This is a genomic window from Cupriavidus sp. GW821-FHT02F09 (assembly GCF_059421605.1).
The window spans coordinates 157464-182677 of sequence record NZ_JBWKVH010000012.1; the positions used below are offsets into that span (position 1 = coordinate 157464).

General features: G+C 66.4%; 22 protein-coding genes and 1 pseudogene. 14 read left to right on the forward strand and 9 right to left on the reverse strand.

Annotated elements, in window-relative coordinates:
• Positions 1-105: 105 nt before the first annotated feature.
• On the reverse strand, positions 106-1281 hold the full coding sequence (locus AC07XB_RS16320) for a collagen-like triple helix repeat-containing protein (RefSeq protein WP_492371313.1): 1176 nt from the start codon (positions 1279-1281) through the stop codon (positions 106-108).
• A 702-nt stretch (positions 1282-1983) separates the two neighbouring features.
• Here AC07XB_RS16320 and AC07XB_RS16325 point away from each other — a divergent pair.
• The 5 genes and pseudogenes from AC07XB_RS16325 to AC07XB_RS16345 all read left to right on the forward strand — a co-directional run bounded on the left by AC07XB_RS16325 (position 1984) and on the right by AC07XB_RS16345 (position 9238).
• On the forward strand, positions 1984-3501 hold the full coding sequence (locus AC07XB_RS16325; RefSeq protein WP_492830749.1) for a collagen-like triple helix repeat-containing protein: 1518 nt from the start codon (positions 1984-1986) through the stop codon (positions 3499-3501).
• A 199-nt stretch (positions 3502-3700) separates the two neighbouring features.
• A complete protein-coding gene (locus tag AC07XB_RS16330) occupies positions 3701-5368 on the forward strand; it encodes a ShlB/FhaC/HecB family hemolysin secretion/activation protein (RefSeq protein ID WP_492371311.1) in 1668 nt (555 codons plus the stop codon).
• Between the two features lie 10 nt (positions 5369-5378).
• Positions 5379-5609 (forward strand): annotated as a pseudogene (locus tag AC07XB_RS16335) (TonB-dependent receptor plug domain-containing protein); the annotation flags it as partial.
• 480 nt (positions 5610-6089) lie between these two features.
• Positions 6090-8306, forward strand: coding sequence for a TonB-dependent receptor (locus tag AC07XB_RS16340; RefSeq protein WP_492830750.1), 2217 nt, complete (start codon positions 6090-6092; stop codon positions 8304-8306).
• 158 nt (positions 8307-8464) lie between these two features.
• The gene (locus AC07XB_RS16345; protein WP_492830751.1) at positions 8465-9238 is read left to right on the forward strand and encodes a tetratricopeptide repeat protein; all 774 of its coding nucleotides are present in this window, start codon (positions 8465-8467) and stop codon (positions 9236-9238) included.
• Here the strand turns inward: AC07XB_RS16345 and AC07XB_RS16350 are convergent.
• Positions 9207-9413: a dodecin gene (locus AC07XB_RS16350; RefSeq protein ID WP_150991561.1), complete on the reverse strand. Its 207-nt coding sequence runs from the start codon at positions 9411-9413 to the stop codon at positions 9207-9209. The genes AC07XB_RS16345 and AC07XB_RS16350 overlap by 32 nt on opposite strands.
• 164 nt (positions 9414-9577) lie before the next feature.
• Positions 9578-10540: a LysR family transcriptional regulator gene (locus tag AC07XB_RS16355; protein ID WP_492830752.1), complete on the reverse strand. Its 963-nt coding sequence runs from the start codon at positions 10538-10540 to the stop codon at positions 9578-9580.
• 437 nt (positions 10541-10977) lie between these two features.
• On the opposite strand from AC07XB_RS16355, the gene AC07XB_RS16360 reads away from it, so the two are divergent.
• Positions 10978-12384 carry an amidase gene (locus AC07XB_RS16360; protein WP_492830753.1) on the forward strand — a complete coding sequence of 469 codons (1407 nt, stop codon included), beginning with the start codon at positions 10978-10980 and terminating at the stop codon, positions 12382-12384.
• Positions 12385-12496: 112 nt separating this feature from the next.
• Positions 12497-13501: a Bug family tripartite tricarboxylate transporter substrate binding protein gene (locus AC07XB_RS16365; protein WP_492371306.1), complete on the forward strand. Its 1005-nt coding sequence runs from the start codon at positions 12497-12499 to the stop codon at positions 13499-13501.
• Positions 13502-13546: 45 nt separating this feature from the next.
• Here the strand turns inward: AC07XB_RS16365 and AC07XB_RS16370 are convergent, their stop codons facing one another.
• Positions 13547-14479 (reverse strand): LysR substrate-binding domain-containing protein, encoded by a 933-nt coding sequence (locus AC07XB_RS16370; protein WP_492830754.1) that lies wholly within the window; start codon positions 14477-14479, stop codon positions 13547-13549.
• A gap of 59 nt (positions 14480-14538) precedes the next feature.
• On the opposite strand from AC07XB_RS16370, the gene AC07XB_RS16375 reads away from it, so the two are divergent.
• Entirely contained in the window at positions 14539-15723 is a 1185-nt protein-coding gene (locus tag AC07XB_RS16375) for a tartrate dehydrogenase (protein ID WP_492371304.1), read from the forward strand.
• A 247-nt stretch (positions 15724-15970) separates the two neighbouring features.
• Positions 15971-16222 (forward strand): hypothetical protein, encoded by a 252-nt coding sequence (locus tag AC07XB_RS16380; RefSeq protein WP_006163098.1) that lies wholly within the window; start codon positions 15971-15973, stop codon positions 16220-16222.
• Positions 16223-16255: 33 nt separating this feature from the next.
• Here the strand turns inward: AC07XB_RS16380 and AC07XB_RS16385 are convergent, their stop codons facing one another.
• Both AC07XB_RS16385 and AC07XB_RS16390 read right to left on the reverse strand, forming a co-directional pair.
• Positions 16256-16999: an SDR family oxidoreductase gene (locus tag AC07XB_RS16385; RefSeq protein WP_492371303.1), complete on the reverse strand. Its 744-nt coding sequence runs from the start codon at positions 16997-16999 to the stop codon at positions 16256-16258.
• Positions 17000-17207: 208 nt separating this feature from the next.
• The gene (locus AC07XB_RS16390) at positions 17208-18119 is read right to left on the reverse strand and encodes a LysR family transcriptional regulator (RefSeq protein WP_492830755.1); all 912 of its coding nucleotides are present in this window, start codon (positions 18117-18119) and stop codon (positions 17208-17210) included.
• A gap of 275 nt (positions 18120-18394) precedes the next feature.
• On the opposite strand from AC07XB_RS16390, the gene AC07XB_RS16395 reads away from it, so the two are divergent.
• From AC07XB_RS16395 to AC07XB_RS16405, 3 genes are all read left to right on the forward strand, one after another.
• Complete coding sequence (locus tag AC07XB_RS16395; protein WP_492371301.1) at positions 18395-19129, forward strand: DNA/RNA non-specific endonuclease; 735 nt, start codon at positions 18395-18397, stop codon at positions 19127-19129.
• A gap of 122 nt (positions 19130-19251) precedes the next feature.
• Positions 19252-19971 (forward strand): dienelactone hydrolase family protein, encoded by a 720-nt coding sequence (locus AC07XB_RS16400; RefSeq protein WP_492809565.1) that lies wholly within the window; start codon positions 19252-19254, stop codon positions 19969-19971.
• A gap of 305 nt (positions 19972-20276) precedes the next feature.
• Positions 20277-21818 carry a fatty acyl-CoA synthetase gene (locus AC07XB_RS16405; protein ID WP_492830756.1) on the forward strand — a complete coding sequence of 514 codons (1542 nt, stop codon included), beginning with the start codon at positions 20277-20279 and terminating at the stop codon, positions 21816-21818.
• Positions 21819-21828: 10 nt separating this feature from the next.
• Here the strand turns inward: AC07XB_RS16405 and AC07XB_RS16410 are convergent, their stop codons facing one another.
• The 3 genes from AC07XB_RS16410 to AC07XB_RS16420 all read right to left on the reverse strand — a co-directional run bounded on the left by AC07XB_RS16410 (position 21829) and on the right by AC07XB_RS16420 (position 23948).
• The gene (locus AC07XB_RS16410) at positions 21829-22509 is read right to left on the reverse strand and encodes a type 1 glutamine amidotransferase domain-containing protein (protein ID WP_492371298.1); all 681 of its coding nucleotides are present in this window, start codon (positions 22507-22509) and stop codon (positions 21829-21831) included.
• A gap of 130 nt (positions 22510-22639) precedes the next feature.
• Positions 22640-23317, reverse strand: a complete 678-nt coding sequence (locus tag AC07XB_RS16415) for an outer membrane lipoprotein (protein WP_492371297.1) — start codon at positions 23315-23317, stop codon at positions 22640-22642.
• Positions 23318-23495: 178 nt separating this feature from the next.
• Complete coding sequence (locus AC07XB_RS16420) at positions 23496-23948, reverse strand: MarR family winged helix-turn-helix transcriptional regulator (protein WP_492371296.1); 453 nt, start codon at positions 23946-23948, stop codon at positions 23496-23498.
• Between the two features lie 202 nt (positions 23949-24150).
• On the opposite strand from AC07XB_RS16420, the gene AC07XB_RS16425 reads away from it, so the two are divergent.
• Both AC07XB_RS16425 and AC07XB_RS16430 read left to right on the forward strand, forming a co-directional pair.
• Positions 24151-24720, forward strand: a complete 570-nt coding sequence (locus AC07XB_RS16425) for a YggT family protein (protein ID WP_492371295.1) — start codon at positions 24151-24153, stop codon at positions 24718-24720.
• Positions 24721-24929: 209 nt separating this feature from the next.
• Positions 24930-25208 (forward strand): hypothetical protein, encoded by a 279-nt coding sequence (locus AC07XB_RS16430; protein WP_253930380.1) that lies wholly within the window; start codon positions 24930-24932, stop codon positions 25206-25208.
• Positions 25209-25214 lie beyond the last annotated feature (6 nt).

Genomic DNA, 25214 nt, shown 5'->3' on the forward strand with positions numbered 1-25214 from the left:
GAGCCATTTGGCGCGGTGTGATGTAAAAGGATGCGCAGCCGCGGGGTAAGGACAACTGCGCACCGTAAAGACGTATCGACGTATTCGACGTATTCAGATCAACAATTAACGAGCCAGGCCACCGAGCAGATTGGTCAGCCCCGGCGTGTTCGGCGTGCTCGATGTCGTCGTAGCCGCACCCGCTGCAGCGTTGCGCGCGCCGCTCAGCACGCCCGTCACAGGCGCCAGCAAACCGGCCAAAGGTCCCAGCGCGCCGGCAGTGCCAGTGCCCGCGGCAGCACCACCCGTCACGCCCCCCAGCAAGCCTGTCACGGGAGCCAGCATGCCTGCCGCGCCTGCGCCCGTGCCCGAGCTGGAACCGCCCGCGATGCCGCCAAGAGGCAGGTTGCCGAGCAACCCGCCGAGCGGATTGCCGCCGGTGCCGTTGCCGTGCACCAGCACGCCGGCCCCGGCGACGGTCTTGCCGGCCTCGGTCACGACACCGCCGAGGCTGGAGACCAATGGGGCCTGGGTATTGGTCAGCAGGCTGCCGCCGCTGGCCACGGAGTTGCCGAGGGTTGCCAGCAGCTTGTCCAGCGGCGCGCCAAGGCCGGTGGCTCCGCCAACCGTTTGCGTAGCGGTGGTGACCTGCGTGGTCAGCGGCACGATCACCTTGCTCACGCTGCCGGTGACTTGCGCCACGGGGCCGGTCGAGAGCGCCTCGCCGAGCTTGCCACCGGCCATCGTCACCGCGCCGCCAACCTGATTGACCAGGCCGCCCACGGGTGTGGTCACCGCGCCTAGCGGCGCCAGTTGCCCGGTGCCGAGGCTGCTCACGAGATCGCCCGCGCTCGATACCGTGACGCCGGCTTTCTGCACCACGTTGCCCGTGCTGGACACGGTGATGCCAAGCGGATCGGTGACTGCACCCATCTTGCCAAGGCCGTCGCGCACACCCACGCCTAGCGTGCCAACCGTGTTCCCCGCATTTACCACTACGCCGCCGAGCGCGTTGCGCGTGGCGTCAGGCAGCAGCGGCACTTGCGCAGCCTGGATCTGCTTGCCGATATCGCTCACCGCATTGCCCGCTGCCACCACCGTATTGCCCACGCCTTCAGTGACCTTGGCGGTGGGCGTGGTGTCGGGCGTCGCAGCCGGTGTATTCGGAGGGGGCGTGGTTGGCGTGACGGCGCTGGGGCTCACGCCGCTGCCGGATCCGCCGGAGGAGCAACCTGCCAGCAGCAACAGTGCGGCGGCACAGGCGAGGGTCATGGATGACATCGGGGCGAAATGCGCTTTCATGGGATCTCCTGGTCTTCCTCGCGGAAGGTTCTCCTTTGGAACTGCAATCGAATTGGCTCTTGGACGATGCATGCGAAGCCTTGAGCGCGGAACGCAATACCGCACTACGACGAGGGCGTTTGCTCCGCGCCGCGCTGTGCGCCGCGCTTGTCGGGAGTCAATACCGCAAGCTGCGTGCCAGCTGCATGGCACGCTGTCGGCAAGGCAGGCCATCACCGCTGGCGCCGCCGCGCAAACCGTTGATTGACGCGGGATGGCGAACATGGGCCAGTCACGCGTCACGTTGCACAGCAAGGCGCCCCCAAGCCGCGCGGCGTGTTACGTGCTACGTAACATGTTCCCCCCTCGATGTTCCCGATGCGCAACTGCGCACGCACCGCCTGCCCACACGTTGCCGACACGGTGGCATGCGGCAGCGGCGCAGGGAACAAGTCCGCGTTGTTCCGTATGGGCGCCGCGGCGTTACGTAACGCGTAACACTGAAACACCGCACAGCGCGCTCATGTCTGGTCCTTTACCGGCTATGTCTCATCCTCTTCAAACCCAAGCGCGGCAAGGCTTGGCGCGTTTTTATCCGGCGTCCGCGCACGAGCCGGCGGCATGCTGGCACGCACTGGCACACCCTTTGCGCTATGGAGTGACACCACGGCAGGCGCCACGCGCTCCGTGATTTCACGACGGGAAGAAAAAAGGGAAAAGGTCATGCGTACTCAACAGATCCTCATCACGGCACTGCTCGGCTCGCTGTTGGCACTTGGCGGTTGCGCAAGTGGTGGTGGCACAACGTCCATGGATACCGGCAGTGGTGCGGGCACCGGCAATGGCGGCGGTACCAGCGCAGGCACCGCCGGCGGCAGCGGCACCAACGCCAGCACGGGCGGTGGCAGCAACGGCGGCAATAACGGTGGGAACAACGGCGGCAACAATGGCGGAAACAACGGTGGCAATAACGGTGGCAACACGGCCGCGCTGACGCCGACCAGCAAGATCGTCGATCAGGCGGGTGGCGTCGTGACCTCCGCCGGCAACGCTGTGAGCGACCTCGGCACGCAGATCAAGAACACCAACCTGCCGATTCTCTCGACCCAATCCAAGGATGGCCTGGGTGGCGTGGTCGGTTCGCTCGGCGCCGCGGTCAGCACCCTGGGCAACGGCGTGCAAAACGGCCTGGGCAACATCCCTAATGCCACCAACCCGCTCGGCACCACGGTGGCAAGCACCGGCGGCGTAGTCAGTCAGGTGGGCAATGCCGTGACCAACGCCGGCTCGCTCGTCAGCGGCCTGGGCAGCGGTCCGCTGTCGCCCCTGGCAGCCGTCACCACACCGGTGGGCTCACTGGTTTCGCAAGTCGGCACTGCGGTCAATGGCGCGGGCGCCCAGCTCGGCGCGGCCCTCTCGACCGGCCCCGTGGAGCAGCTCACCGGCGGCGTCAGCAGGCTCATCGTGCCGCTCACCTCGCAACTCACCAGCACCACGCAGACGCTCGGGGCGGCAACCGGCCTGGGAGCTCCGGTCAACAATCTCCTGGCGACGCTTGGCGGCGGCCTGGCCACGGCGGGCAACACAATCAAGCAGACCAACACGCCGCTGGTGTCGGGCGTGGGCGGCATCGTCGCTGGCGCGGGCAGCACGGTGGCCGCGCTTGGCGGCGTGGCCTACAACCCGAGCGGCACGGGTACTGGCAACCCGCTGGCGCCGGTCACGAGCCTGCTGGGCGGCCTCACGGGTGGTCTGACGGGTGGCAGCGCAAGCGGCCCGCTCGCGCCCGTCACCAGTCTGGTCAGCGGCTTGACCGGTGGGCTCACCGGTGGCCTGGGCGGTAGCAACGCAAGCGGCCCGCTGGCGCCTGTCACCAACCTGGTCAGCGGCCTGACGGGCGGGCTCACCGGCGGCCTGGGCGGTGGTAACGCAAGCGGCCCGCTCGCGCCCGTCACCAGCCTGGTCAGTGGCCTCACCGGCGGCCTCGGCAGCGGCAGCGCAAGCAGCCCGCTCGCGCCTGTCACCAACCTTGTCAGCGGCGTGGTGAGCACGGTCACCGGCGCAGCTGGCGGTGCCTCGGGTGGCGGCGCAGGCAATGCGCTCGCACCGGTTACCGGCATCGTCGCTGGTGTCACCGGCGGCAATGGCGCAGGCAGCGGCAGCGGCTCGGGCAACAACGCACTGGCGCCGGTTACCGGCCTCGTGAGTGGCCTGCTGGGCGGCCTCGGCGGCAAGCGCTAAGTGTCAAGCAGGCAATACATGCTTCGCGCTTCGTGCGCCTGCATGTAAGAATTAAAAAAAGGGGGCGCGTTCGACGCGCCCCTTTTAAAAGAGAACGCGATCGGCCACGCAGCAGCGCCAAGGGTAGCGGCACCCCTGGCGTCATTGGCACAGCGCGTTAAAGCCGCATGCTGATTTTTACGGATCCAGGGGTATTACCATGACGCACACACACCTGCGTGTTGCCACATTGCTGCTCGGCATCGGCGCCTGCAACAGTATCCTTGCGGAGCCACGCAGCCCGATCCTGGGCGATCCCACGCAAACCTTGCCTAGCATCGCGCCCGCGCGCCCGCCGCAGAGCAATGTCACCGTGCAGGTCGAACGGCCAGACTCCGCGCTGCAAAACCTGCTCACCAGCAAGCTCACGCCGCAGCGATTCCAGATCGAAGGCGTGAAGGCGATCCCATTCGCGGAGATCGCAGCCAGGTTCGCACCGCTGGCCGGCAAGGAAATCACGGTGGGCCAGCTGCTGGCGGTAGCGAATGAAGTCACCCAGATGTACCAGCAACGCGGCTTTCCGCTGTCCTTCGCCTTTGTCCCGGCGCAGAGCTTCGAAAATGGCAATGTGCTGGTCACCGTGGTGGAGGGCCATGTTTCCACCATCACGATCCGCGGCGAAGCGGGCCCGGCCGAAGGCCGCCTGCGCGCCATCGCAGAGCAATTGATGCAGGACCAGCCGCTGCGCCGCGAGACCTTCGAGCATTACGTCAACGTGCTGGCGCTGCAGCCCGGCATGCAGGTGGCCGCGACCGTGCAACCGCCGCAGACCACGGACGGCGCCTGCGAGATGGTGCTCGAGGTCAAGCGCAAGCCCTTTACGTTTGGCATGGGCCTGGATTACAAGGATCCGAGCGTGCGCGGCATCTTCACCGCCACCACCAACAGCCTGACGCCGCTGGGAGAACAGATATCGGTCTCCGCGCTGGCGCCCCGGGGCCCGGACCATGAGGAATACTACGTCGCCAGCTACGGCCAGCCGATCGGCACCGAGGGCATGATGGCCCGCCTGAGCGCCTCGCATTACCGTGGCGTGCCGCAAAACGGCACGCTGGCGCAGATCGGCTTCGATACGCGCTACGTGAACGACACCAAGCGCCTCGGCGGCACGCTCAGCTATCCGGTGATCCTCAACAACGCATACTCGCTCACGGCTACCGGCGGCCTCTATGCCAACGACCAGTTCGAGCGCTACACGCAGTCGGGCACGGGCAGCCAGATCGCGCTGACCACGCACGTGCGCGTGCTGAGCGCGGAACTCGCCTATGTGCAGCGGCAGGAGGGCCAGACCCGCAGTGCCACGCTAGGCGTCTACAAAGGCATGAACGCGCTCGGCGCGAGCCGTGAGAACAACGTCAACGACCTGGACTTCGTGCGCAGCCGGCTAGTGGTGTCGCAGGCCACCGACTTGCCCTGGGGCTTCGGCGTAGCGGTATCCGCGGCGGGCCAGTACAGCGGGCAGCGCCTGGCGTCGAGCGAGCAGATCAGCTTTGGCGGCCGCTTCTTCGGGCTCGGCTATCCGGCGGGCGAGGTGGCGGGCGACAAGGGCTGGGGCGCGTCGGCTGAGATCAACCGCCTCTTTACGCCCGGCCTGACCTACCTGAAGACCGTGCAGCCTTACGTGCTGACTGACATGGCGCGCGTGTACTCGAACAGTTTGTCGCTGGTGCACCGCACGCTGCAATCGGTGGCCATCGGCCTGCGCTTCTCGGACCGGCGCTACTACACGCTGGATGTCTCGGTGGCGCAGCCGGTTGGCGACAAGCCGACCAATGCCGCGCGCCGGTCGCCGCGCCTGAACGCGACTTACTCCTATCAGTTTGAATAGGTGATGGCGCACCGCCTCCACCAGCCTCGCCGAGGCGCTGCGCACCGTGCCCGGCATTGCATTTGGCGCGGGCGAAGGCGGCAACCCGGTTGGCGGCCGGCCCTTTATCCGTGGCTACGATGCGCAGGCCAGCACCTTCCTGGATGGCATGCGCGACATCGGCGCGCCATCGCGCGAGATGTTCAACATCGAGTCGGTCGAGGTTACCAGCGGGCCGGCCGGCGCCAACGGTGGCGTCGGCCCACGCAGCACGCACACGCGTGACGACAACCTCGTCAACTATCAGCTCGGCATGGTCTACAAGCCGGCGGAAAACGCCAGTGTCTACTTGTCCTACGGCACCTCGTCCACGGCAGCCGGCGCCGTGGTCGGCCAGGGCAGCGAGCCGAGCGGGATCGCGCCGACCAGCGCGGGCTCCGCGTTGCCTCCGCGCCGCCATTTTCAACGTCAACCTGCGCTACTGAGCCGAGGTGGGTCGCCGCCGTGGCGCGCGGGAGCCGCTCGCGCCTCGGCATGTATTCCCATACCGCAACCCCCAACATGTAACGTTTTCGCTACGGACGCTATGCATGTATGTCTTGACTGACATATGAAATGCAAATGATAATTCCTCTCATTCGCAACATCATTCAAGAGATCGGGGGAATTCGTGCAGACCGCTTTTGTCGTCCGGAAGAACAAGAAACATAACGTCATCCCGCGCCTTTCCGGTGCCGTTGGCATGGCGGTCGCAGCCGCGCCGGTGGCTGCCCAATCGGCCAGCACGACCGTTGCCGCCGTGGAATTGCCCGCGGTAACCGTCAGTGGCGCCAACGAAAGCGGCTTCAAGGCGGACACCGCATCGTCGATCAAGACGCCCGCCGCCCTGCTCGATACACCCAAGTCGATCACCATCATTCCGCAGGAAGTGATCCAGAGCACCGGCTCGACCAGCCTGAGCGATGTGCTGCGTACGGTACCCGGAATCTCCTTCGGTGCCGGCGAAGGCGGCAACCCGGTTGGCGACCGGCCCTTTATCCGTGGCTACGATGCGCAGGCCAGCACCTTCCTGGATGGCTTCCGCGACATCGGCTCGCAAAGCCGCGAGCTGTTCAACGTCGAATCCGTCGAGGTCACCAAGGGCCCGGCCGGCGCCTACGACGGCCGCGGCTCGGCCGGCGGCAGCATCAATATCGTCAGCAAGGCGCCCAAGCTGACCAGCTTCGCCGAAGGCAACATTGGCGTCGGCAACGCAGACTACAAGCGCGCCACGGTCGACGGCAACTGGAAGTTCGCTGACCACGCGGCTTTCCGCCTGAACGCCATGTATCACGATGCCGGCGTCGCCGGGCGCGATACCACGCACCAGAGTCGCTGGGGCTTTGCGCCCTCCGTGGCCTTCGGCCTGGGTACCGACACCCGCCTGACGCTGTCCTACTACCACATGCAGTCGGACGATATCCCCGACACCGGCATCCCGTACAACAACCCCACCTTCAATCGCCGCACCGATGGCCGCCCGCGCCTGAGCGTTGCCGGCGACGGCTCGCCGGTGAACGTGCCGCGCAACACCTATTACGGCTTGTCCGATCGCGACTTCCGCAAGGATAAGGCCGATATGGGCACCATCCGCTTCGAGCACGATTTCAGCCCCGCGCTCAAGTTCCGCAACCAGACCCGTATTGCCAAGACCAGCCAGGACTTCATCTGGACCCAGCCGGACGACAGCCAGGGCAATCTGTACTACGGGATGATCTGGCGCCGCGCCAATACGCGTGTGGCCACCGCCAACACCATTGCCAACCAGACCGACCTGTCGGGTGAGTTCGCCACCGGCACCATCAAGCACAAGTACGCCTTCGGCGTGGAGTTCGCGCAAGAGAAGAGCGAGAACGACAGCTACAACGTGGCGACCGGCAGCAACCGCTGCCCGAGCGGCCCGGGCGCTGCCAGCGGCTACAACTGCACCACGCTGTACAACCCGAACCCCAACGACCCATGGGCGGGCGCCATCAGCCGCGCGAACAACCCGACCAACTCGAAGACCAACACCAGCTCGGTCTACGCCTTCGATTCGATCGAGCTGAACAAGCAGTGGCTGCTCAACGCCGGCGTGCGCTTTGACCGCTACAGCACCGAGTTCCAGGCCGCCCGCGCCGCCAACGGCACCCGCGCCGAGTACTCGCGCGACGACAACCTGTTCAACTACCAGTTGGGCGTGGTCTACAAGCCGGTGGACAACGCCAGCTTCTACGTCTCCTACGGCACCTCGTCGACCCCGGCCGGCTCCTTCCTGGCCCAAGGCAGCGACGGCAACGCACTGGGGCCGGACCGCAGTGGCCGCAATCCCGGCTCCGACCTCGCACCGGAAAAGAACCGCGCCTTCGAGATCGGCACCAAGTGGGACGTGCTGCGCAAGCGCCTGGCGCTGACCGCCGCGATCTTCCGCGTGGAAACCACCAATGCGCGCATCACGCAGCAGGACGGCACCGCCGCCATGGCCGGCAACAAGCGCGTGGACGGCGTAGAACTGGGCTTCTCGGGCAACGTCACCGACAAGTGGGCCGTATTCGGCGGCTACACGCACCTGAAGAGCGAACTGCGCAACAACGGCGGCTCCGGTGCGGCCTTCGGCGCCACCAACGGCCAGTCATTCCCCAACACGCCAGCGGACAGCTTCAGCGTGTGGAGCACCTATCAGATCATCCCCAACCTCACGGTAGGCGGTGGTGCGTATTACGTCTCCAAGGTGTGGGGCAGCGAAGCCACCAACAAGTGGGTGCCCTCGTACTGGCGCTTTGATGCGATGGCCTCGTATCGCATCAACAAGAACGTGGCGGTGCAGCTCAATGTGTTCAACCTGGCCGACAAGGTCTATTACAACCAGGCCTTCGCCAGCCACTACGCATCGATCGCTCCCGGACGCTCGGGTGTCCTGAGCCTCAACGTGCGTTATTAAGCGGCGGCAAGCGCTCGGCAAACCCTGCGCTGCTGACCGGTCTTGCTGGCCGGCCAGCCCGCACACGGCACACCACCCTTGCGGCACGGTGTGCCGTTTTTACTTTATCGCCCCATATGGAAACACCGGAAACACTGGACACACTGGCTACACTCTCCTTGCGCATCGTCTCTCCCGGAGAGCTTGACCAGCTTGGCCCCAACGGCCTGGCCGACAAGCTGCGCGAGCCGCCACACCTGGCGCTGCCCTGGCTGGGCGGCGCCGCCGTGCAAGGCAACCTCGAAGCGCAAATGATTCTCGGCCAGTGGTTTCTCGCCGGCCACGGCGTCGAGCGCGACAAAGCCCGCGCCTTCGCGTGGTTCAAGCACGCCGCGCACGCCGGCCACGCCGGGGCCTCGAACATGACTGGCCGTTGCTACGAAAACGCCTGGGGCACGCTGCAGGACGATCACGCGGCAGCGCAGTGGTACACGCTCGCGGCGCAGCGCGGCTCCGACTGGGGCATGTACAACCTGGCAACCGCGCTGGTGCTGGGCCGCGGCATTGCCGCCAGCCGCCCACAAGCGCTCGACTGGTATCTGCGGGCCGCCGACATGGGGCACGCCAAGTCGCTCAATATCGTGGGCGGCTTCTACGAGGACGGCTGGGAAGTAGAACGCGACGCAGCCGTGGCAATGGACTACTACCGCCGCGCCGCCGAAGGCGGCGATTTTCGCGGCCAGTTCAACTACGCCCGCGCGCTGGCGCTATGCGGCCAGGAACACGAGGCCATCCGCTGGGTGCGGCAAGTGCCACGCACCGCCAATGCGCCCTTCATCGACAAGATGCTCGCCTTCCTGCGCGACGCGCCCGACGCAGCGCTGAACCAGTTGTATAGCCACGCGGACGATGCCGCGCAGCTCAGCTCACGCGAAACCCAATCTTCAGCGTGACCTGGAAGTGCGCAACCTTGCCGTCCGCGATGTGCCCGCGTGTCTCAACCACTTCGAACCAGTCGATATGCTTGATGGTCTCGCTCGCCTTCTCGATGGCGCTACGGATCGCCGCGTCGCAGCCGTCCGGCGACGAGCCCACGATCTCGACCAGTTTGTAGGTGTGGTTTGACATGTCCGCCCTCCTTGGCGCGATGGCCGCTGGCTATGATCCGCACCCGCCAGCTTGGTGCTCCGGATACGTTTCTCCATCATAGGCAGCAGGCACGGCAAATCCAAAGTGCGGTTACTCGCCGACAAGATTGCTGACGGGTTAAGCACCGGCCCCGTGCCGGCGTTTCATGCCTGAGGCTGGCCCGCGCGCCGGCGTGCCGGCTGGTCCGGCACCGCGCGGCGCCGCCCGGCGATGTCCTCGGCGAGCCATTCGACGAAGGCGCGCACCGCCGGCGGCAGGTGGCGCCCCGCCATGGTCTGTATCTGCAGCGCGCGCTGCTGCATGGCGCGGCTGGCGATCGGCACCAGCACGCGCCGCTCCGCGCGCAGGTTGTTGCGCACCGCCAGGGAACCCGTCAGGTACACCGCGTCCGCGTACGCCTGGTAGCCCACCAGCGCGCTCAGTGAATTGCTGCTAAGCAATATGCGCGGGCGCAGCCCCTCCACGCCGCAGGCCAGGTCGAACAGTTGCCGGATGGTGTTGGTTTCGCTGGGCAGCGCCAGCGGATACGCAACCACTTCCTTCAGGCTGGCGCGCTTGAGCGCGGCCAGCGGATGCTTGCGCGCTACATAGGCATAGACCGGCGCGGCTTCCGAATAGGCAACTTCGACGCCTTCCTGGGCCGCGATGGCGAACGTCAGCGCCAGGTCCACCGTGCCCTCGCGGACCATGCGCGTGGCGACCGCGGGCGCGCAGACTTCAAGCGAAAAGCTCACGCCGGGGAAACGGCGCTGGAACAGCGCCATCGCGTAAGGCATGTAGTCCCGCGCAAAGCCGTCGGTGCAGGCCAGCCTGACTTTGCTGTGCGCCACGCTAAGCAAGCCCTGGAGATCGGCCTGCAGGGTCTGCGCGTCGAGGAAGGCGCGGCGTCCGTACTGCTGCACCACCAGTCCGGCCTCGGTCAGGCGCATGCCGCGCGGCTCGCGCTCAAAGAGCGCCGTACCGAGTTCCGCTTCGAGCCGGGCCACCTGCCGGCTGATGGCCGACACCGCGACATGCAACGAGGCAGAGGCCGCGCTGAGCGAACCGCGCTGCGCCACCTCCAGGAAATAGGCCAGCGGTACCGCGTGGATCGATGTGAGCTTCATGGTTTTGCTTCCGGCTTCCGTGCCTCTGGCTTGCGCGCTGGCGGTGAGATAGGCGGGCGGCGCGCTGCAATGCCGCACCGGCCTTTGCACAATGATAATTCCTGCCTGCACTTGCCTTGCTGATTTTAGAAAGCAGCTTTCTAACCGGCCCGAGCGCCATTGGTGCCGAAATGCCGTGCAGCACGGCCTGCGCGGCAGGTTCTCGCGCAAACGGCACCGTGGCGGTGCGGGTAGTGCGCCGCGCCACGCCACGGGCGGGCGTGAACTGGCATGCAAGGACCGCAGATGCTGTTGGCATTGCGACACGCCCCTTCGCGGGAACCGGCCCGGCTGCCCTTATCGTTACGCCATGCCCCGCCGCGCAGCGTATGCAAGGCGGCATGCGGCAGCGGGGCGCCGACAAAAATGCAATAGCCAAGCAAGGAGACCGTAACCTCATGGAAGACATCTGCTACCTGGGCGCCGTGGAAATGGCCCGCGCCATCCGCACCCGCGAACTCGGCGTGCGCGAAGTGGTTGACGCGCATATCGCGCGCATCCAGCGCGTCAACCCGGCCATCAACGCCATCGTCACCACCACCTTCGACGAGGCACAGGCAGCGGCCGATGCGGCCGACACGGCGCTGGCGCGCGGCGCCGTGCCCGGGCCGCTGTTTGGCCTGCCCGTGGCGCACAAGGATTCCTTCCTGAGCGCAGGCGTGCGCACGACCTTTGGCTCCGCCGTGTACCGGGATTTCGTGCCGGCGCAGGACAGTGCCGTGGTGGCGCGCCAGCGGGCGGCGGGCGCCATCATGCTGGGCAAGACCAACCTGCCGGAGTTCGGCGCGGGCTCGCACACCTTCAATGCCGTGTTCGGCGCCACGCGCAACCCCTACCGCCAGGACGTATCGGCGGGTGGCAGCAGTGGTGGCAGCGCGGCGGCGCTGGCCGCGGGCATGGTCGCGTTGGCCGATGGCTCGGACATGGGCGGTTCGCTGCGCAACCCGGCCAGCTTCTGCAACGTGGTGGGCTTGCGAGCGTCGATCGGCCGCGTGCCGATGACGCCGGCCAACCATGCCTTCAACACGCTCACGGTGGGCGGGCCGATGGGCCGCTCGGTGGCGGATGTGGCGCTGATGTTCAGCGTGCTGGCCGGCGACGATCCGGCCGACCCGCTGGCAATCGCTGCCGACGCCAGCGATTTCGCCACCCTGCCCCGGATCGATGGCAAGGGCCTGCGCGTGGCGGTCAGCCCGACGCTCGGCGGGCTGCCGTTCGAGCCGGCGGTAAGCCGCATGCTGCAGGAGGGGATTCGCCAGTGCCAGGCGCTGGGCTGCACGGTGGACGAGGCGGAGCCGGATTTCAGCGGGGCCGACCACGCCTTCGAGGTGCTGCGCGCGCTGGCGTTCGCCACCAATTACGGCGCGGCGCGCACCGAGCATGGCGAACAGATGAAGGAAACCGTGCGCTGGAACATCGACCTGGGCCTGGCCCAGGACGGCGCCGCGATGGCGGAAGCCGCGCGGGCCCACAGCCGCATGTTTGCACGCATGCAGGCGTTGCTGGCGCGTTACGATTTCCTGATCGCGCCGGTGTCGCAGGTGACGCCGTTCGCCGTCGAAACCGAGTATCCGCAGCGCATCGAAGGCGTGCAGATGCCTAGCTATATCGGCTGGATGCGCTCGTGCTACCGCATCACCATCACGGGCCATCCCGCCATCTCGGTGCCCTGCGGCTTTACCGACGACGGCTTGCCGGTAGGCTTACAGATCGTCGGCAAGTATCGCGGCGAGCGCGCGCTGCTGGCGTTTGCGCAACTGTTCGAGCAGGCCAATCCTGCCGGGCGCATCCGCCCGGCGCTGTAAGCCACCACGGCGGCGCCGGCCAGGACCGGCGCACCGGGCCACATTGACCATTTCGACAACATCGACCACATTGATCGCAACACAAGGGGAAACACAGATGTTTGCAACGCACATGACAAGATGGACGCTGGGCATGACCAGCGGCGTGGCCCGATGCATCATTGGCGGTGCCGCCGCCTGCGCAGCACTGGCGGCTGCCGGGCCGGCGCTGGCCCAGACGTACCCGGACAAGCCGGTCAAGCTGGTAGTGCCGTTTCCCCCGGGCGGCTCCACGGATGTGCTGGCCCGCCTGGTGGCGCGCAAGCTGGGCGAAGTGCTGCGGCAATCCGTGGTGGTGGAGAACAAGGCCGGTGCGGGCACGATCGTCGGTGCCGACTATGTGGCGAAAGCCACGCCTGACGGCTATACCCTGCTGCTCAGTGCCGCCACCACGTTCACCGTGAATCCGGTCACATACTCGCGCCTGCCCTACGACTCGCTCAAGAGCTTCGAGCCGCTCGGCATGGTCGGCTCCACCGCGCTAGTGCTGCTGGCCAATCCGGCGGTCAAGGCGGACACGCTCAAGCAACTGGTGGCCGAGGCCAAGGCCACGCCGGGCGGCATGTCCTACGGCTCCTATGGCGCGGGCACCACCGCGCACTTCGCGGGCGAGATGATCAACGCGGCGACCGGCATGGGCTTGCTGCACGTACCGTACAAAGGCAGCGCGCCCGCCATGGCCGACCTGATCGGCAATCAGATCCCGCTGTCGGTCGATACCGTGGTGGCAGCCGCGCCGCAAATCAAGGGCGGCAAGGTCAAGGCCATCGCCGTCACCAGCGCCGCGCGTTCGATGCTGTTGCCCCAGGTGCCCACGGCGATCGAAAGCGGCTATCCCGGCGTGTCGCTCAGCACCTGGTTTGCCATCGTCGCGCCCAAGGGCATTCCCGCGCCGGTGCGCCAGACGCTGGACGCCGCCATTGCCAGCATGATGAAGGATCCCGCGCTGCAGCAGAGCATGACCGCCAACGGCTTCGAGCCCGAGTACGGCAGCGCCGGCGAATACCGCGCGCGCGTCACCAGCGAGATCGCGCGCCTGCGCAAGATCGCGCAAGCGGCCAATATCCACGCGGATTAAGCGGCATCAGCCAGCATCAACAAGCATCAACCGAATTGACCGATATCAGCCTCGCATGCTGCCATGCGAGGCCGCCCGCTCGCGAAAGAACGCCTCGAAGAATTCCACGCAAACCCGGACCTTGGCCGAGGTGGTCAGGCGCGACGGGTACACCGCCCAGATGTTCGCCTCTTGATGGCATTCGGGCAGGATCTGCTCAAGTTCACCCGTGGCCAACTGCGGGCCCACGTCCCATAGCGAGCGCAGCACGATGCCGCGCCCGTCGACCGCCCAGCGCACCACGATCTCGCCGTGGTTGGACGAGAGCGGCCCGGTGACCTTGACGGTCTGCTCGATGTTGCCATTCATCCCGTTACGCAGCTTCCAGACACCGAAGGGATGGTCGCGCTCCTTGATCACCAGGCAATCATGGCTGGCGAGGTCGGCCAGCGTGCGCGGCCGGCCCCGGCGCGCGAGGTAGGCGGGGGCCGCGCACAGGATCCGGTGGTTGTCGCCAAGCCGGCGCGCGATATGGTGCGGTGCGATCTCATCGCCCACTCGGATATCGAGGTCGAAGCCTTCCGTGGCTACATCCACCAACCGGTCGAACACCTCGAAGCGCACCTGGAGCGCGGGATAGCGCATAGACAACTCCGAGATCGCCGGCGCCACGACGACGCGGCCGAAGCCGAAGCTGGAGCAAACCCGCAGCAGGCCACGCGGCTCGCGGCGCGCGCTGGAGACTTCCTCGTAGAGACGGTCCACATCGTCGAGGATACGCTGCGCCAGCGCATACACCCGCTCGCCATCGTCGCTCACTACCACGCGGCGGGTAGTGCGGTGAAACAACTTGACCGCAAGTGCGGCTTCGAGCAGCTGGATCCGCTTGCTGATATAGGCAGGCGAAACGCCGAGTGCCTCGGCAGCGGCGGCAAAGCTGGACTTGCGCGCCACTTCGATGAATACCCGCAGGTCCTCGTTGAGCACGTCATTCTTCACGATGTGTGTTTTATGGCATTACAGTTTGGCCGATTATATTCCGCCTGAAGTTGCTTACCATGGGCCTCCCCGATCCCATCAGTGAGGACTCCAACGTGAACCCGACCTCCCCCACGCCCCTGCGCATTGCCGTCATCCCTGGCGACGGCATCGGCAATGAAGTCATGCCCGAAGGCCTGCGCGTGCTGGAAGCCGCCGCCGAGCGCTACTCGCTGGCGCTTGAATTCGTCCGCTTCGACTGGGCGCACTGCGACTACTACCTGCAAACCGGCGCGATGATGCCGGCGGACTGGCGTGAGCAACTGGAAGGGTTCGACGCGTTGTATTTCGGCGCGGTGGGCTGGCCGGCCAAAGTGCCGGATCATGTCTCGCTGTGGGGCTCGCTGCTGAAGTTCCGGCGCGAGTTCGACCAGTACGTGAACCTGCGCCCGGTGCGGCTATTCGAGGGCGTGCCTTGCCCGCTGGCCAACCGCAAGCCGGGCGACATCGATTTCTTCGTGGTGCGCGAGAACACCGAGGGGGAATACACCTCGCTGGGCGGCCGCATGTTCGAGGGCACGCAGCGCGAGGTGGTGTTGCAGGAATCCGTGTTCAGCCGCGTGGGCACCGACCGCGTGCTGCGCTACGCCTTCGCGCTGGCGCAATCGCGGCCGCGCCGCCACCTCACGGTGGCGACCAAGTCCAACGGCATCGCGGTCAGCATGCCGTACTGGGACGAACGCGCCGACGCCATGGCAAAGCACTACCCGGATGTGACGGTTGACCGGCAGCACATCGACATCCTCACGGCGCGCTTCGTGCTGCAACCAGACCGCTTCGATGTGGTGGTGGCTTCCAACCTGTTCGGCGACATCCTCTCCGACCTGGGCCCCGCCTGCGCCGGCACCATCGGGCTGGCGCCTTCGGCCAATCTCAACCCGGACCGCACGTTTCCCTCGCTGTTCGAGCCGGTCCATGGTTCGGCGCCGGACATCTACGGCAAGGCCATCGCCAACCCGATCGCGATGATCTGGTCGGGTGCGCTGATGCTGGACTTCCTCAGCAGCACCGAAGGCTTGGCGGCGGCCGACAGCGCACGCTACCGCGAAGCGCACGATGCCATCGTGCAGGCTATCGAGGCCGTGCTGGCGCAGGGTCCGCGCACGCCGGACCTGGGCGGCGAAGCGCGCACGGATGACGTGGGCGCGGCCATTGCGGCGATTGTGCGCAACGCCAAGCCACTAGCGAACGCACTCGCTGCATAGCTGCGTGGCGCATGTGCCGTGCGTGCGCGCCAAGGGCCGCGGCACAGGCTTTTGCGGCAGCAAGGATCATGCCATTGCATGGCGCGATTCGTGCCCTCGACTTGCTGTGGTTTGCGATGTCTTGCCCAACTGGTTCCAGACTGATGCCTGACGCGTAAAACGATCGGATGCGCCGAGAAAGTGTTTGTCCTTTCCGGTGCATACGTTCTACCTTACGAGTGTGCGCCCTGCCTTTCCGGAGACCGCAATGGCAATCCGTTCCACCGCCTCACACAGCACCGCGCAGTTGCGACGGCTCGTCGGCCAGTTGCAGGCCGAGGTCGATTCGCTTGATCACCTGGCGATCTTCGACGCCGAGACCCAGACCGCGCTGGGCCAGGCGCGCGATCGCCTCACTCAAGGCATCGAGGCGATCGAAGATGCCATCCAGAGCCTGCGCACCCTGCAGCAGGTGCGCCCCTCGGCCATGCGCAGCCGAAAGACACCGCGCGCTGCCTGATCCACAGGGGCGCGGCCTTGTTGCCCGCAATGCTCAGAATTCCTGCACGGTCGGGCGCAGCACAATCTCGTTGATATCCACGTCGGCCGGCTGCTCGATCGCATAGGCGATAGCGCGCGCCACCGAATCGGCCGGGATGGCTTGCTGATAGAACTCGCCCACCACCTTGGCGCTTTCCGCGTGGGAGCTGCCCAGCTTGAGCTCCGAGTCGACCGCGCCCGGCGAAATCACCGTGGTGCGGATCGCGCCGCCGGTTTCATGCCGCAGGCCTTCGGAAATGGCGCGCACCGCGAACTTGGTACCGCTGTACACCGTGCCGCCCGGGCTGAACACCTTTACGCCCGCGACCGAGGCAATATTGATGAAGTGCCCCGTGCCCTGCTTCTGGAACACTGGCAGCGCGGCGGCGATGCCATACAGCACGCCCTTGATGTTGATGTCGATCATGCGCTCCCATTCCTCGACCTTGGCCTCGCTCATGGGGGCGATGGCCATGAGGCCCGCGTTGTTGATCATGACATCGATGCGGCCGAAGCTGGCCACGGCCTTTTGCACCAAGGCCTCGACATCGGCGCGCCGGCTCACGTCGGCTACCACCACTTCCACCTTGCCGCCCTTGGCGCGGATCTCGGCCGCCAGGGATTCCAGGCGGTCGCCGCGACGCGCGGCCAGCACCAGCGAGGCGCCCGCCGCGCCCAGGTGACGCGCGGTGGCTTCGCCCAGCCCGCTGCTGGCGCCGGTGATGACGACAACCTTGCTTGCGATGTTCGTGCTCATTGTTCACTCCGGAAAACTGCAGGCGCGCTGCCTGCGGATGGGAGTGATTATCTTGGCTGCGACGATCAATCAAAATGGAAACGTTTTGATTTCAGTATTCCATTTTCTGGAACTCATCAGCTAACGGCTATCGGCTATCGGCTATCGGCTAACCCTGCCCGGCGGCGGCATGCCACCGTCCACTCGTTCAAGCCAGCGGGAAGCGCGCTCAGCGCGCCGGCACGGCATCCTTGTCGCCGAAGTAAGCCACCAGCGCGTCGAACACCAGCCGGATGCGCATCGGCACCGGGCTACGGCGCGAGCGGTAGATGTACAAACCCCACGGCGCGGGCGCGAAGCGCTCCAGCACGCTGACGAGGCGGCCCGAGCGCAGATGGGGCTGCGCGAGATAGTCAGGCAACTGACCGTAGGCGAGCCCGGAGAGGATCGCCTCCATTTCGGTCTCCGGGTCGTCGGTGAGAAACGCTGGCGCGCGCGGATTGAACTGCTCGCCCTGCGCGAAATACCACGGCCAGGCGCGGCCGCTGCTGCGGTCGATCAGGCCTGTGGTGGGCAGCGCGGCGAGTTGGGCCAGGTCGGCGGGCTTGCCGACGCGCGCCACCAGCTCCGGCGTGCCCACGATATGGAAGCCCACCCGCGTCGTCATGCGCGCCACCAGCCGCTGGTCGCGGAACATGCCGAGGCGCAGGCCGATGTCGATCTCGTCGTCGACCACATCGGCGACCTGGTCCGAGAGCCGGATATCGAGCGTGATGCCCGGATGCGCCAGCGCCAGCTTCCGCAGCGCCACCAGCAGATGCTGCCGCCCCAGCGTGCTCGGCGCGGTAATGCGCACGACGCCCTTGAGCTCCGTGTCCGAGCGGCTGGCCGGATGCGCGAACAGGCTATCGACATCGACGAGCGCCGCGCGGGCGCGCTCGGCCAGCCGCTCGCCGGCGGCGGTGATGCGAATCTGGCGGGTGTTGCGGTGGAACAGCGGCTCGCCCACGGCTTCCTCGAGGTCCTTGACCGCGCGGGTGACGGTTTGCGGCGACGTGCCCAGCCGCGTCGCGGCCGCCTTGAACGAAGCCGACTCCGCTGCCGCGCAGAAGATCCTCAGCATTTCCAGCCGGTTGAGCATGGTGGTGTGCGCCGTGAAAAGCGCAGGTGCGTGGGTGATGATGCAAAAGCGCGATTATAGGAGCCGCCACGGCGTTGAATGAGAACTGTCTCATTGCCACCCTGGTCAATGTAGGTTGCGCATCGCTCGTTCCGCATCGCGCTTCTGTCTGGCAGAATGCCCGGCTCCCGCGCACGGCCTGCGCCATCCTGCGCGACGGTGCAATGTCCTCTGACGGCTCTCGCCGGCTTTTTGCCGTCTCTTCAATCTGCAAGCTGTAAGGATTCCTTTCTCGCATGAAGACGTTTTTTGTCTCGGTGGCGCTGTGCCTGGCATCTGGCGTGGCCAGCGCTTCCGGTAGCTTTGCCCAATGTCCTCAATTCTTCGCGCAAAGCGCGGCCCCCAAGGCACCGAGCTCGGCCGAGCTTAAGCTGCGCCCGCTTTGCTATGACGCCTTTGCGGTCATGCACTCGGGCCGCAGCAAGACCCCGCTGTACGTGGCCGAGCGCCTGTCGCGCGCGCAACTGATCGATGCCAGGGACGAAGCACGAACGAATCGCTTCTTTTCCGATGCGCGCCTGCCCCGCGCCGAGCGGGCGGAACTGGACGATTACAAGGGCAATGAAGGCATCGACCGTGGCCATATGTCGCCTGCGGCTGACCAGCCGACCGCGCAAGCCATGTCGCAATCGTTCACGCTTGCCAACGTGGTGCCGCAATACAGCCAGAACAACCGCAAGGCATGGGCCTCCATCGAAAAGGCCACGCGCAAGTACGCCATGCGCGCGGCCGGCGATGTCTATGTCATCACGGGCCCGGTCTTCGATGGCAACGTTCGCACCATCGGCAACGGCAAGGTCTGGGTCCCCACATACCTCTACAAGCTCGTCTACGATCCATCGACCAACCGCGCCTGGGCGCACTGGATCGAAAACTCCGACGCCGCCCGGCCGGGCAAGCCGATCTCCTACGGCGAACTGGTCAAGCGCACCGGCATCGAGTTCCTGCCTGGCGTTCAGCCGGCAAGCTGATGCGCCAGACGTGCCGGGCTGCGGCACGCCCGGCACGTCTGCCCGGACAGTGGCACACTTGCAGCTTTCCGGATTTCTGTCCTGCCGATCAACGTCACTGAGTGTCAATGGAGCAAGCAAGCATGCCTAACCACAGCAACAGCCAATGGATCCGCGTTGAAACCGAAGGCGGCGCCTTCGATGCCTACCTGGCCCTGCCGCCCACTGGCAAGGCTGCCAATGCACCGGGCATCGTGCTGGTGCAGGAAATCTTCGGCGTCAATGAACATATCCGCGCGGTAGCGGACCAGTACGCCCTCGACGGCTACGTGGTGCTGGCGCCGGACGTGTTCTGGCGCCTGGCGCCGCGCGTGGAGCTCGGCTATGCTGGTGCGGACATGGCGCGCGCGATGGAGTTGCGCCAGAAGGTGGATGTGGAGCTGGCGGTGAAAGACATCGCCGCCACCGCCAAGGCGCTGCGCGGCCAGCTCAGCCCGGGCGCAAAGATTGCGGCGGTGGGCTACTGCTTCGGTGGCCTGATGGCCTACCTGAGCGCCGCGCGCGGCCTGGTCGATGCGGCGGTTCCTTACTATGGCGGCGGCATCCAGAACAATCTGCAGGAAGCCGCCAGTATCAAGGTGCCGGTCCAGTTCCACTACGGCGCGCTCGATGCGCATATCCCGGCTGACGCCGTCGAGAAAGTGCGCGCGGCCGTGGCCGGCAATCTCCAGGCGGAAATCCACGTCTATGCGCAGGCCGATCACGGCTTCAACTGCTGGGCGCGCGGCTCGTATCATCAGCCGTCCGCCGCGCTGGCCCATGGCCGAGCCCTGACTTTCCTGGCTGGCGCGCTGTCCGCCTGAGCCAGCGGTAGCGGCAGCCGGCAGCCGCCGCCACCGGGCTGCATACACGCACGCGCCATGGCCCTGCCGTGGCGCGCTGCCTCGCTTTATCGTCCCCTTGCGCCGAGCGTCCTGCCCGGCGTCTCTCGCCTTCCCCCACGCCAGGGCGGCTTGCGCCTGTGCCGTCCCGCCCCTATGCTGGCCCCTCGAAGGCCAACGCCGCGGCCATGGCATCGTGCTTGCGCCAGGCATGCAATGACGCGATCAAACCCCGCGGCATCGGCTCTCAAGACTTGCTGGACCCTAAAACCATAACGGAGACCACCATGCAGTCAGAGCAGCAGCGCGTCCTGCGCAATACCATCCCCGATGCCCTCGCCCGCGCGGTACGGCGCAGCCCCGACAAGGTGGCGCTGCGCTTTGGCGAACGCAGCTGGACCTATCGCGAACTCGAGGCCGCGGCGGCCAGCGTGGGCGCCGCGCTGCAACGGTGGGGCCTGCGCCCCGGCGACCGCGTGGCGGCGTTCGGCAAGAATTCGGATGCCTACGTGCTGCTGTGGCTGGGCTGCCTGCGTGCCGGGCTGATCCATGTGCCGGTGAATTTCTCGATGACGCGCGGCGAGGTCGAATACATCGTCGCCCAGTCCGGCGCCAGCGCGCTGTTCGCCGACCCGGCGCTGGCCGCGCACGTCGAAGGGCTGCCTTGCCCATTGCTGGGGAGCCTGCATGGCGGCGGCCAGCGCGACGTGCTGACGGCGGCCAAGGGCCCCGCCGGGGAGATCCTCGCCACCCTTGACGACGCCATGCCGGCGCAGATCCTCTACACCTCCGGCACCACGTCCGCGCCCAAGGGGGCGGTGCTGACGCATCGCGCCTTGCTGGCCGAATACATGAGCGCCATCGCCACGTGCGACATCAAGCCGGAGGATGACGCGCTGGCTGCGCTACCGCTCTACCACTCCGCGCAGATGCATGTCTTCCTGATGCCGCTGCTGCTGATGGGCGGCAGCATCCTGCTGGCGCAAAGTCCCGAGCCGGGCTACTGCCTGCGCACGGTGCGCGAGGCCGGCATCACCAGCTTCTTTGCGCCACCCACCGTATGGATTGCGCTGCTGCGCCACGCGGACTTCGATCCGCGCCAGCTGGTCTCGCTGACCAAGGCCTATTACGGCGCCTCGATCATGCCGCTGCCGGTGCTGCAGGAGCTACGCGAGCGACTGCCCGCGCTGGGCTTTTTCAACTGCTACGGACAAAGCGAGATCGGCCCGCTGGCCACGGTGCTCGGCCCCGATGAGCACCGCGAGCGGCCCGCTTCGGCCGGGCGGCCCGTGCTGAATGTGGAAACCCGCATCGTCGACGAAAAGATGCAGGACGCCAGACCCGGCGAGCTCGGCGAGATCGTGCACCGTTCGCCGCAATTGCTCACCGAGTACTGGGACAAGCCGGAGCAGACCGCCGAGGCCTTCAGCGGCGGCTGGTTCCACTCGGGCGACCTGGGCTATATGGACGAGGGCGGCTATCTGTATGTGGTGGACCGCATCAAGGACGTGATCAATTCCGGCGGCGTGCTGGTATCCAGCCGTGAAGTCGAGGAGTGCCTGTACCAGCATGAGGCCGTGGCGGAAGTCGCCGTCTTCGCGTTGCCGCACCCCAAGTGGGTGGAAGCCGTGGCGGCTTGCGTGGTGCTCAAGCGCGAGACGCGCGCTGAGGAGGAGGCGCTGCTTGCCCATGCCCGCGCCGCGCTCGCCCCGTACAAGGTGCCCAAGCGCATCGTGTTCGTGTCCGACCTGCCGCGCAACACCGCCGGCAAACTGCTCAAGCGGCAATTGCGCGAGGATTACGCGAACTTGTTCGGGACAGGCGCGTAGGCGAAGGCGATCAGGACTTCAGCAACGTCAGCAAGGCCTCGGCCGCTGCGGCCGACGAAGCAGGATTCTGCCCGGTCACGAGCCGCTGCGCCACCAGCGCGTAGCTCTGCCAGTCGGCCGCCTTGCTGTAGTGGCCGCCCAACCGCTTGAGTTCATCCTCGACCAGGAAGGGCACCACCTCGGTCAGCTGGACGGCGGCCTCCTCGGCATTGGAAAAGCCGGTCACCGCCTTGCCCCGCACCAGCGGCTCACCGTCCGGGCCACGCACATGGCGCAGCACGCCGGGCGCGTGGCACACGGCAGCAACCGGCTTGCCAGCGGCATACATGCTCTCGATCAACGCGATGGAAGCGCGATCCTCGGCGAGGTCCCATAACGGGCCGTGGCCACCGGGATAGAACACGGCGTCGTAGTCGCCACCCTTGACCTGCGCGAGCTTTAGCGTGCTGGCCAGGGCAGCCTGGGCCGCGGCGTCCTTGCGCAAGCGTCCGGTGGCTTCGGTCTGCGCATCGGGCGCGTCGCTCTTGGGGTCCAGCGGCGGCTGGCCGCCCTGGGGCGAGGCCAGCGTGATGTCGGCCCCCGCATCGCGGAACACATAGTAGGGCGAGGCAAACTCTTCAAGCCAGAAGCCGGTTTTCTTGCCAGTATTGCCCAACTGGTCATGCGAGGTCAGAACCATCAGGATCTTCATGCTGTGCTCCTTGCTGTGGGATGAACGGCGCCAGGCGAAGGAGCGGGTGCGCTATGCGCGGCCGCCTCTCCACCCGGGAACCCTAACACCCTTAGACCTCAGACAATAGAAGATCCGGGCAACCCCATCGTCAGTAAGGCATTGCCACGCCGTTCTGCACCTTGACCCGGTCGCCGTTGCGCAGGTTGTACGGCGTCGACTGGGTCAGCGTGAGGTAGCTGTTGTCGGTGGTGCGCACGCGGATGCGGTACGCGGGCGGTGCCGTGTTGGCACGCTTCTCCACCTCGTTGCCGGCCACCGCGCCAACCACCGCGCCGCCGATGGTCGCGACCGTATTGCCGCGGCCGCCGCCTACCTGGTGGCCGAGCAGGCCGCCAACCATGCCGCCGATCAAAGTACCGGCGACGCCGCCGCTAGCCGGCTGTCCCGGCAACATCTCGATGGATTCAACCTGGCCATAGCGCACGCCGTAGGCATCGTTGCCGTAGGCGGCTTGCGGCTGGCTCGCCTGCGGATAGCCGGCTTGCGGGTAACCCTGTTGCGGATAGCTCTCCTGTACCGGCGCCTGCGGGTAGCCCGATTGCGGGTAGTCGGCCTGCGGGTAAGCGGGTTGCTGGTAGCCCTGCTGCGGATAGGCCACGGGGTAAGCGCCACCCGCCTGCGTGCTGCTGCCGTACGTGCCCGAATTGCCATAGGCCCCGTAGCCGCCATACCCGCCGCCATATGGCGCGCTCACGCAGCCGGCCAGGGCGCCCGCTGCAAGCAAGGCAAGCGCGGCGGTACGAAGGGGGAAAGAAGGGAAAGGCATCGGGGAAACTCCTGCGGTAGCAACGCGAGTGGGAATGCGCGCGAGTCTAGGGCCGCAGGAGCGCCTCGGGTGTCACCGAGGCTTGTGATTGGTAACCGCCTGTAACGAGGAGTGCCTGCCGGGTAAAAAAAACCCTTTTTCCCGCTTCAGGAATGCTTCAGGGGTGCTTCAAGGGCGCTCAGACGCGCTCCGCGCCATCGTCGTTGAAGGCCGTGAGGCGTGCCACGCGGAAGGTGCCGCGCAGCGATTCCAGCTCGCTCCGGTGCAGCATGGCCAGCCGGTTAAGGAAACGCTCGCCCTTGGCCATCAGGTGGACCTCGACAATGCGGCGGTCATCCGGGTTGGCCTTGCGCTTGACCAGCCCGGCCGCCTCGCAGCGGTTGACCAGCGCGACCACGCCGTGCTGCTTGGCCTGCAAGCGCTCGGCGAGCTCGCCGATCGATGCCCAGTCCTTGCCGGCACAGCCGCGGATATGCAGCATCAGCAGGTATTGCTGCACGGTCAGCCCTTCGCTCTGGGCGGCATCTTCTGAAAACCGCAGGAAACGCCGCAGTTGGTAGCGAAAATCGGAAAGTGCCTCGAAATCCTGCTTGTCAAGCGGGGATTTGGATGCGGCAGGCTGGCGGGTCATAAGGGGCAGCGTCTGGGCGCTGGGGAACTTGGCTCGACGCTCATTATAGGGGCTGCCCCCAGCGGTTCCGCGGACGTGCGGCAGTGCCAGGTTCCGGGGCCAGGCCAGGGTTTCGACCTGCGCCGATGCGGGTATGGCAGAATCTGTGCGTTCGCAGACACTCCTGACTGCCGACATCACACTTCCACCGGAATCGAAACCGATGTTCTCGGAAATCGCCCTTTTCCTGCTCGATACCGTCTTCAGCTTGTTCGGCATGGCGCTGCTGCTGCGCCTGTGGATGCAATGGACACGGCTGCCCACGCGCAATCCCGTCTCGCAAGGCGTATTCCAGGTCACCGACTGGCTGGTGCGGCCCTTACGCCGGTTCATTCCCGGCCTTGGCGGCATCGACTGGGCCACCTTGATCGGCGCCTGGCTGACCGCCCTGGCGTTCCTGCTGCTGGTGCTGCTGGTCTCCGGCGCCGACCCGCTGACCTACCTGCCGCTGATCCTGCTGATCGCCGTGCTCAATGTGCTGAAGTGGGGCATCAGCATGGTGATGTGGGTCACGCTGCTGATGGCGATTCTGTCATGGGTCAACCCGCACTCACCCGTTACGCCCGCCATCAACCACCTGACCGAGCCGCTGCTGCGCCCGATCCGCCGCGTGATTCCGCGCCTGGGCGGCTTCGATATCTCGCCGCTGGCGCTTTTCGTGATCGCGCAGATCCTGCTGATGATCATTGCCCGCCTTGGCGCGGGATTGTTCGGCGCGCGATTTGGCCTCTGAAGACATCTAAAGACCACTAAAGACCTCTGAAGGCCTTTGAAGGCCCCGCCAGCAAGGGATGTCTGTGGGTGCCCCGGGCCCAGGCCCGGGGCATTGTCCATAGTGACGAACAGTGTTTTGGTGATTGACGCTTTTTCCTGGGCAGATGTAGGCATACATTACAGCCAACGTGGAACACACCACGATATGCCCGAAGGAAGAAAAGCATCATGAAGACCCTCGCACAAACCCGCACCCTCGCCGTTTCCCTCCTCTGCGCCATCGGCCTGTCGATGGCCGCCGCCTCCGCGCACGCCAGTACGCCGGTTTCCGACCTGGCTCGCCTCGATGGCAGCATCGGCCGCACGGTCGACGCGTTCACCGACGGTGCCCGCAACGGCCCGCGCGACCCGTTCACCGATGGCGCCCGCAGCGGCCCGCGTGACCCGTACACCGACGGCGCGCGCGGCGTGAACGAGCCCCGCAGCAGCTTCAGCGACGGCGCCTGAGCGCAA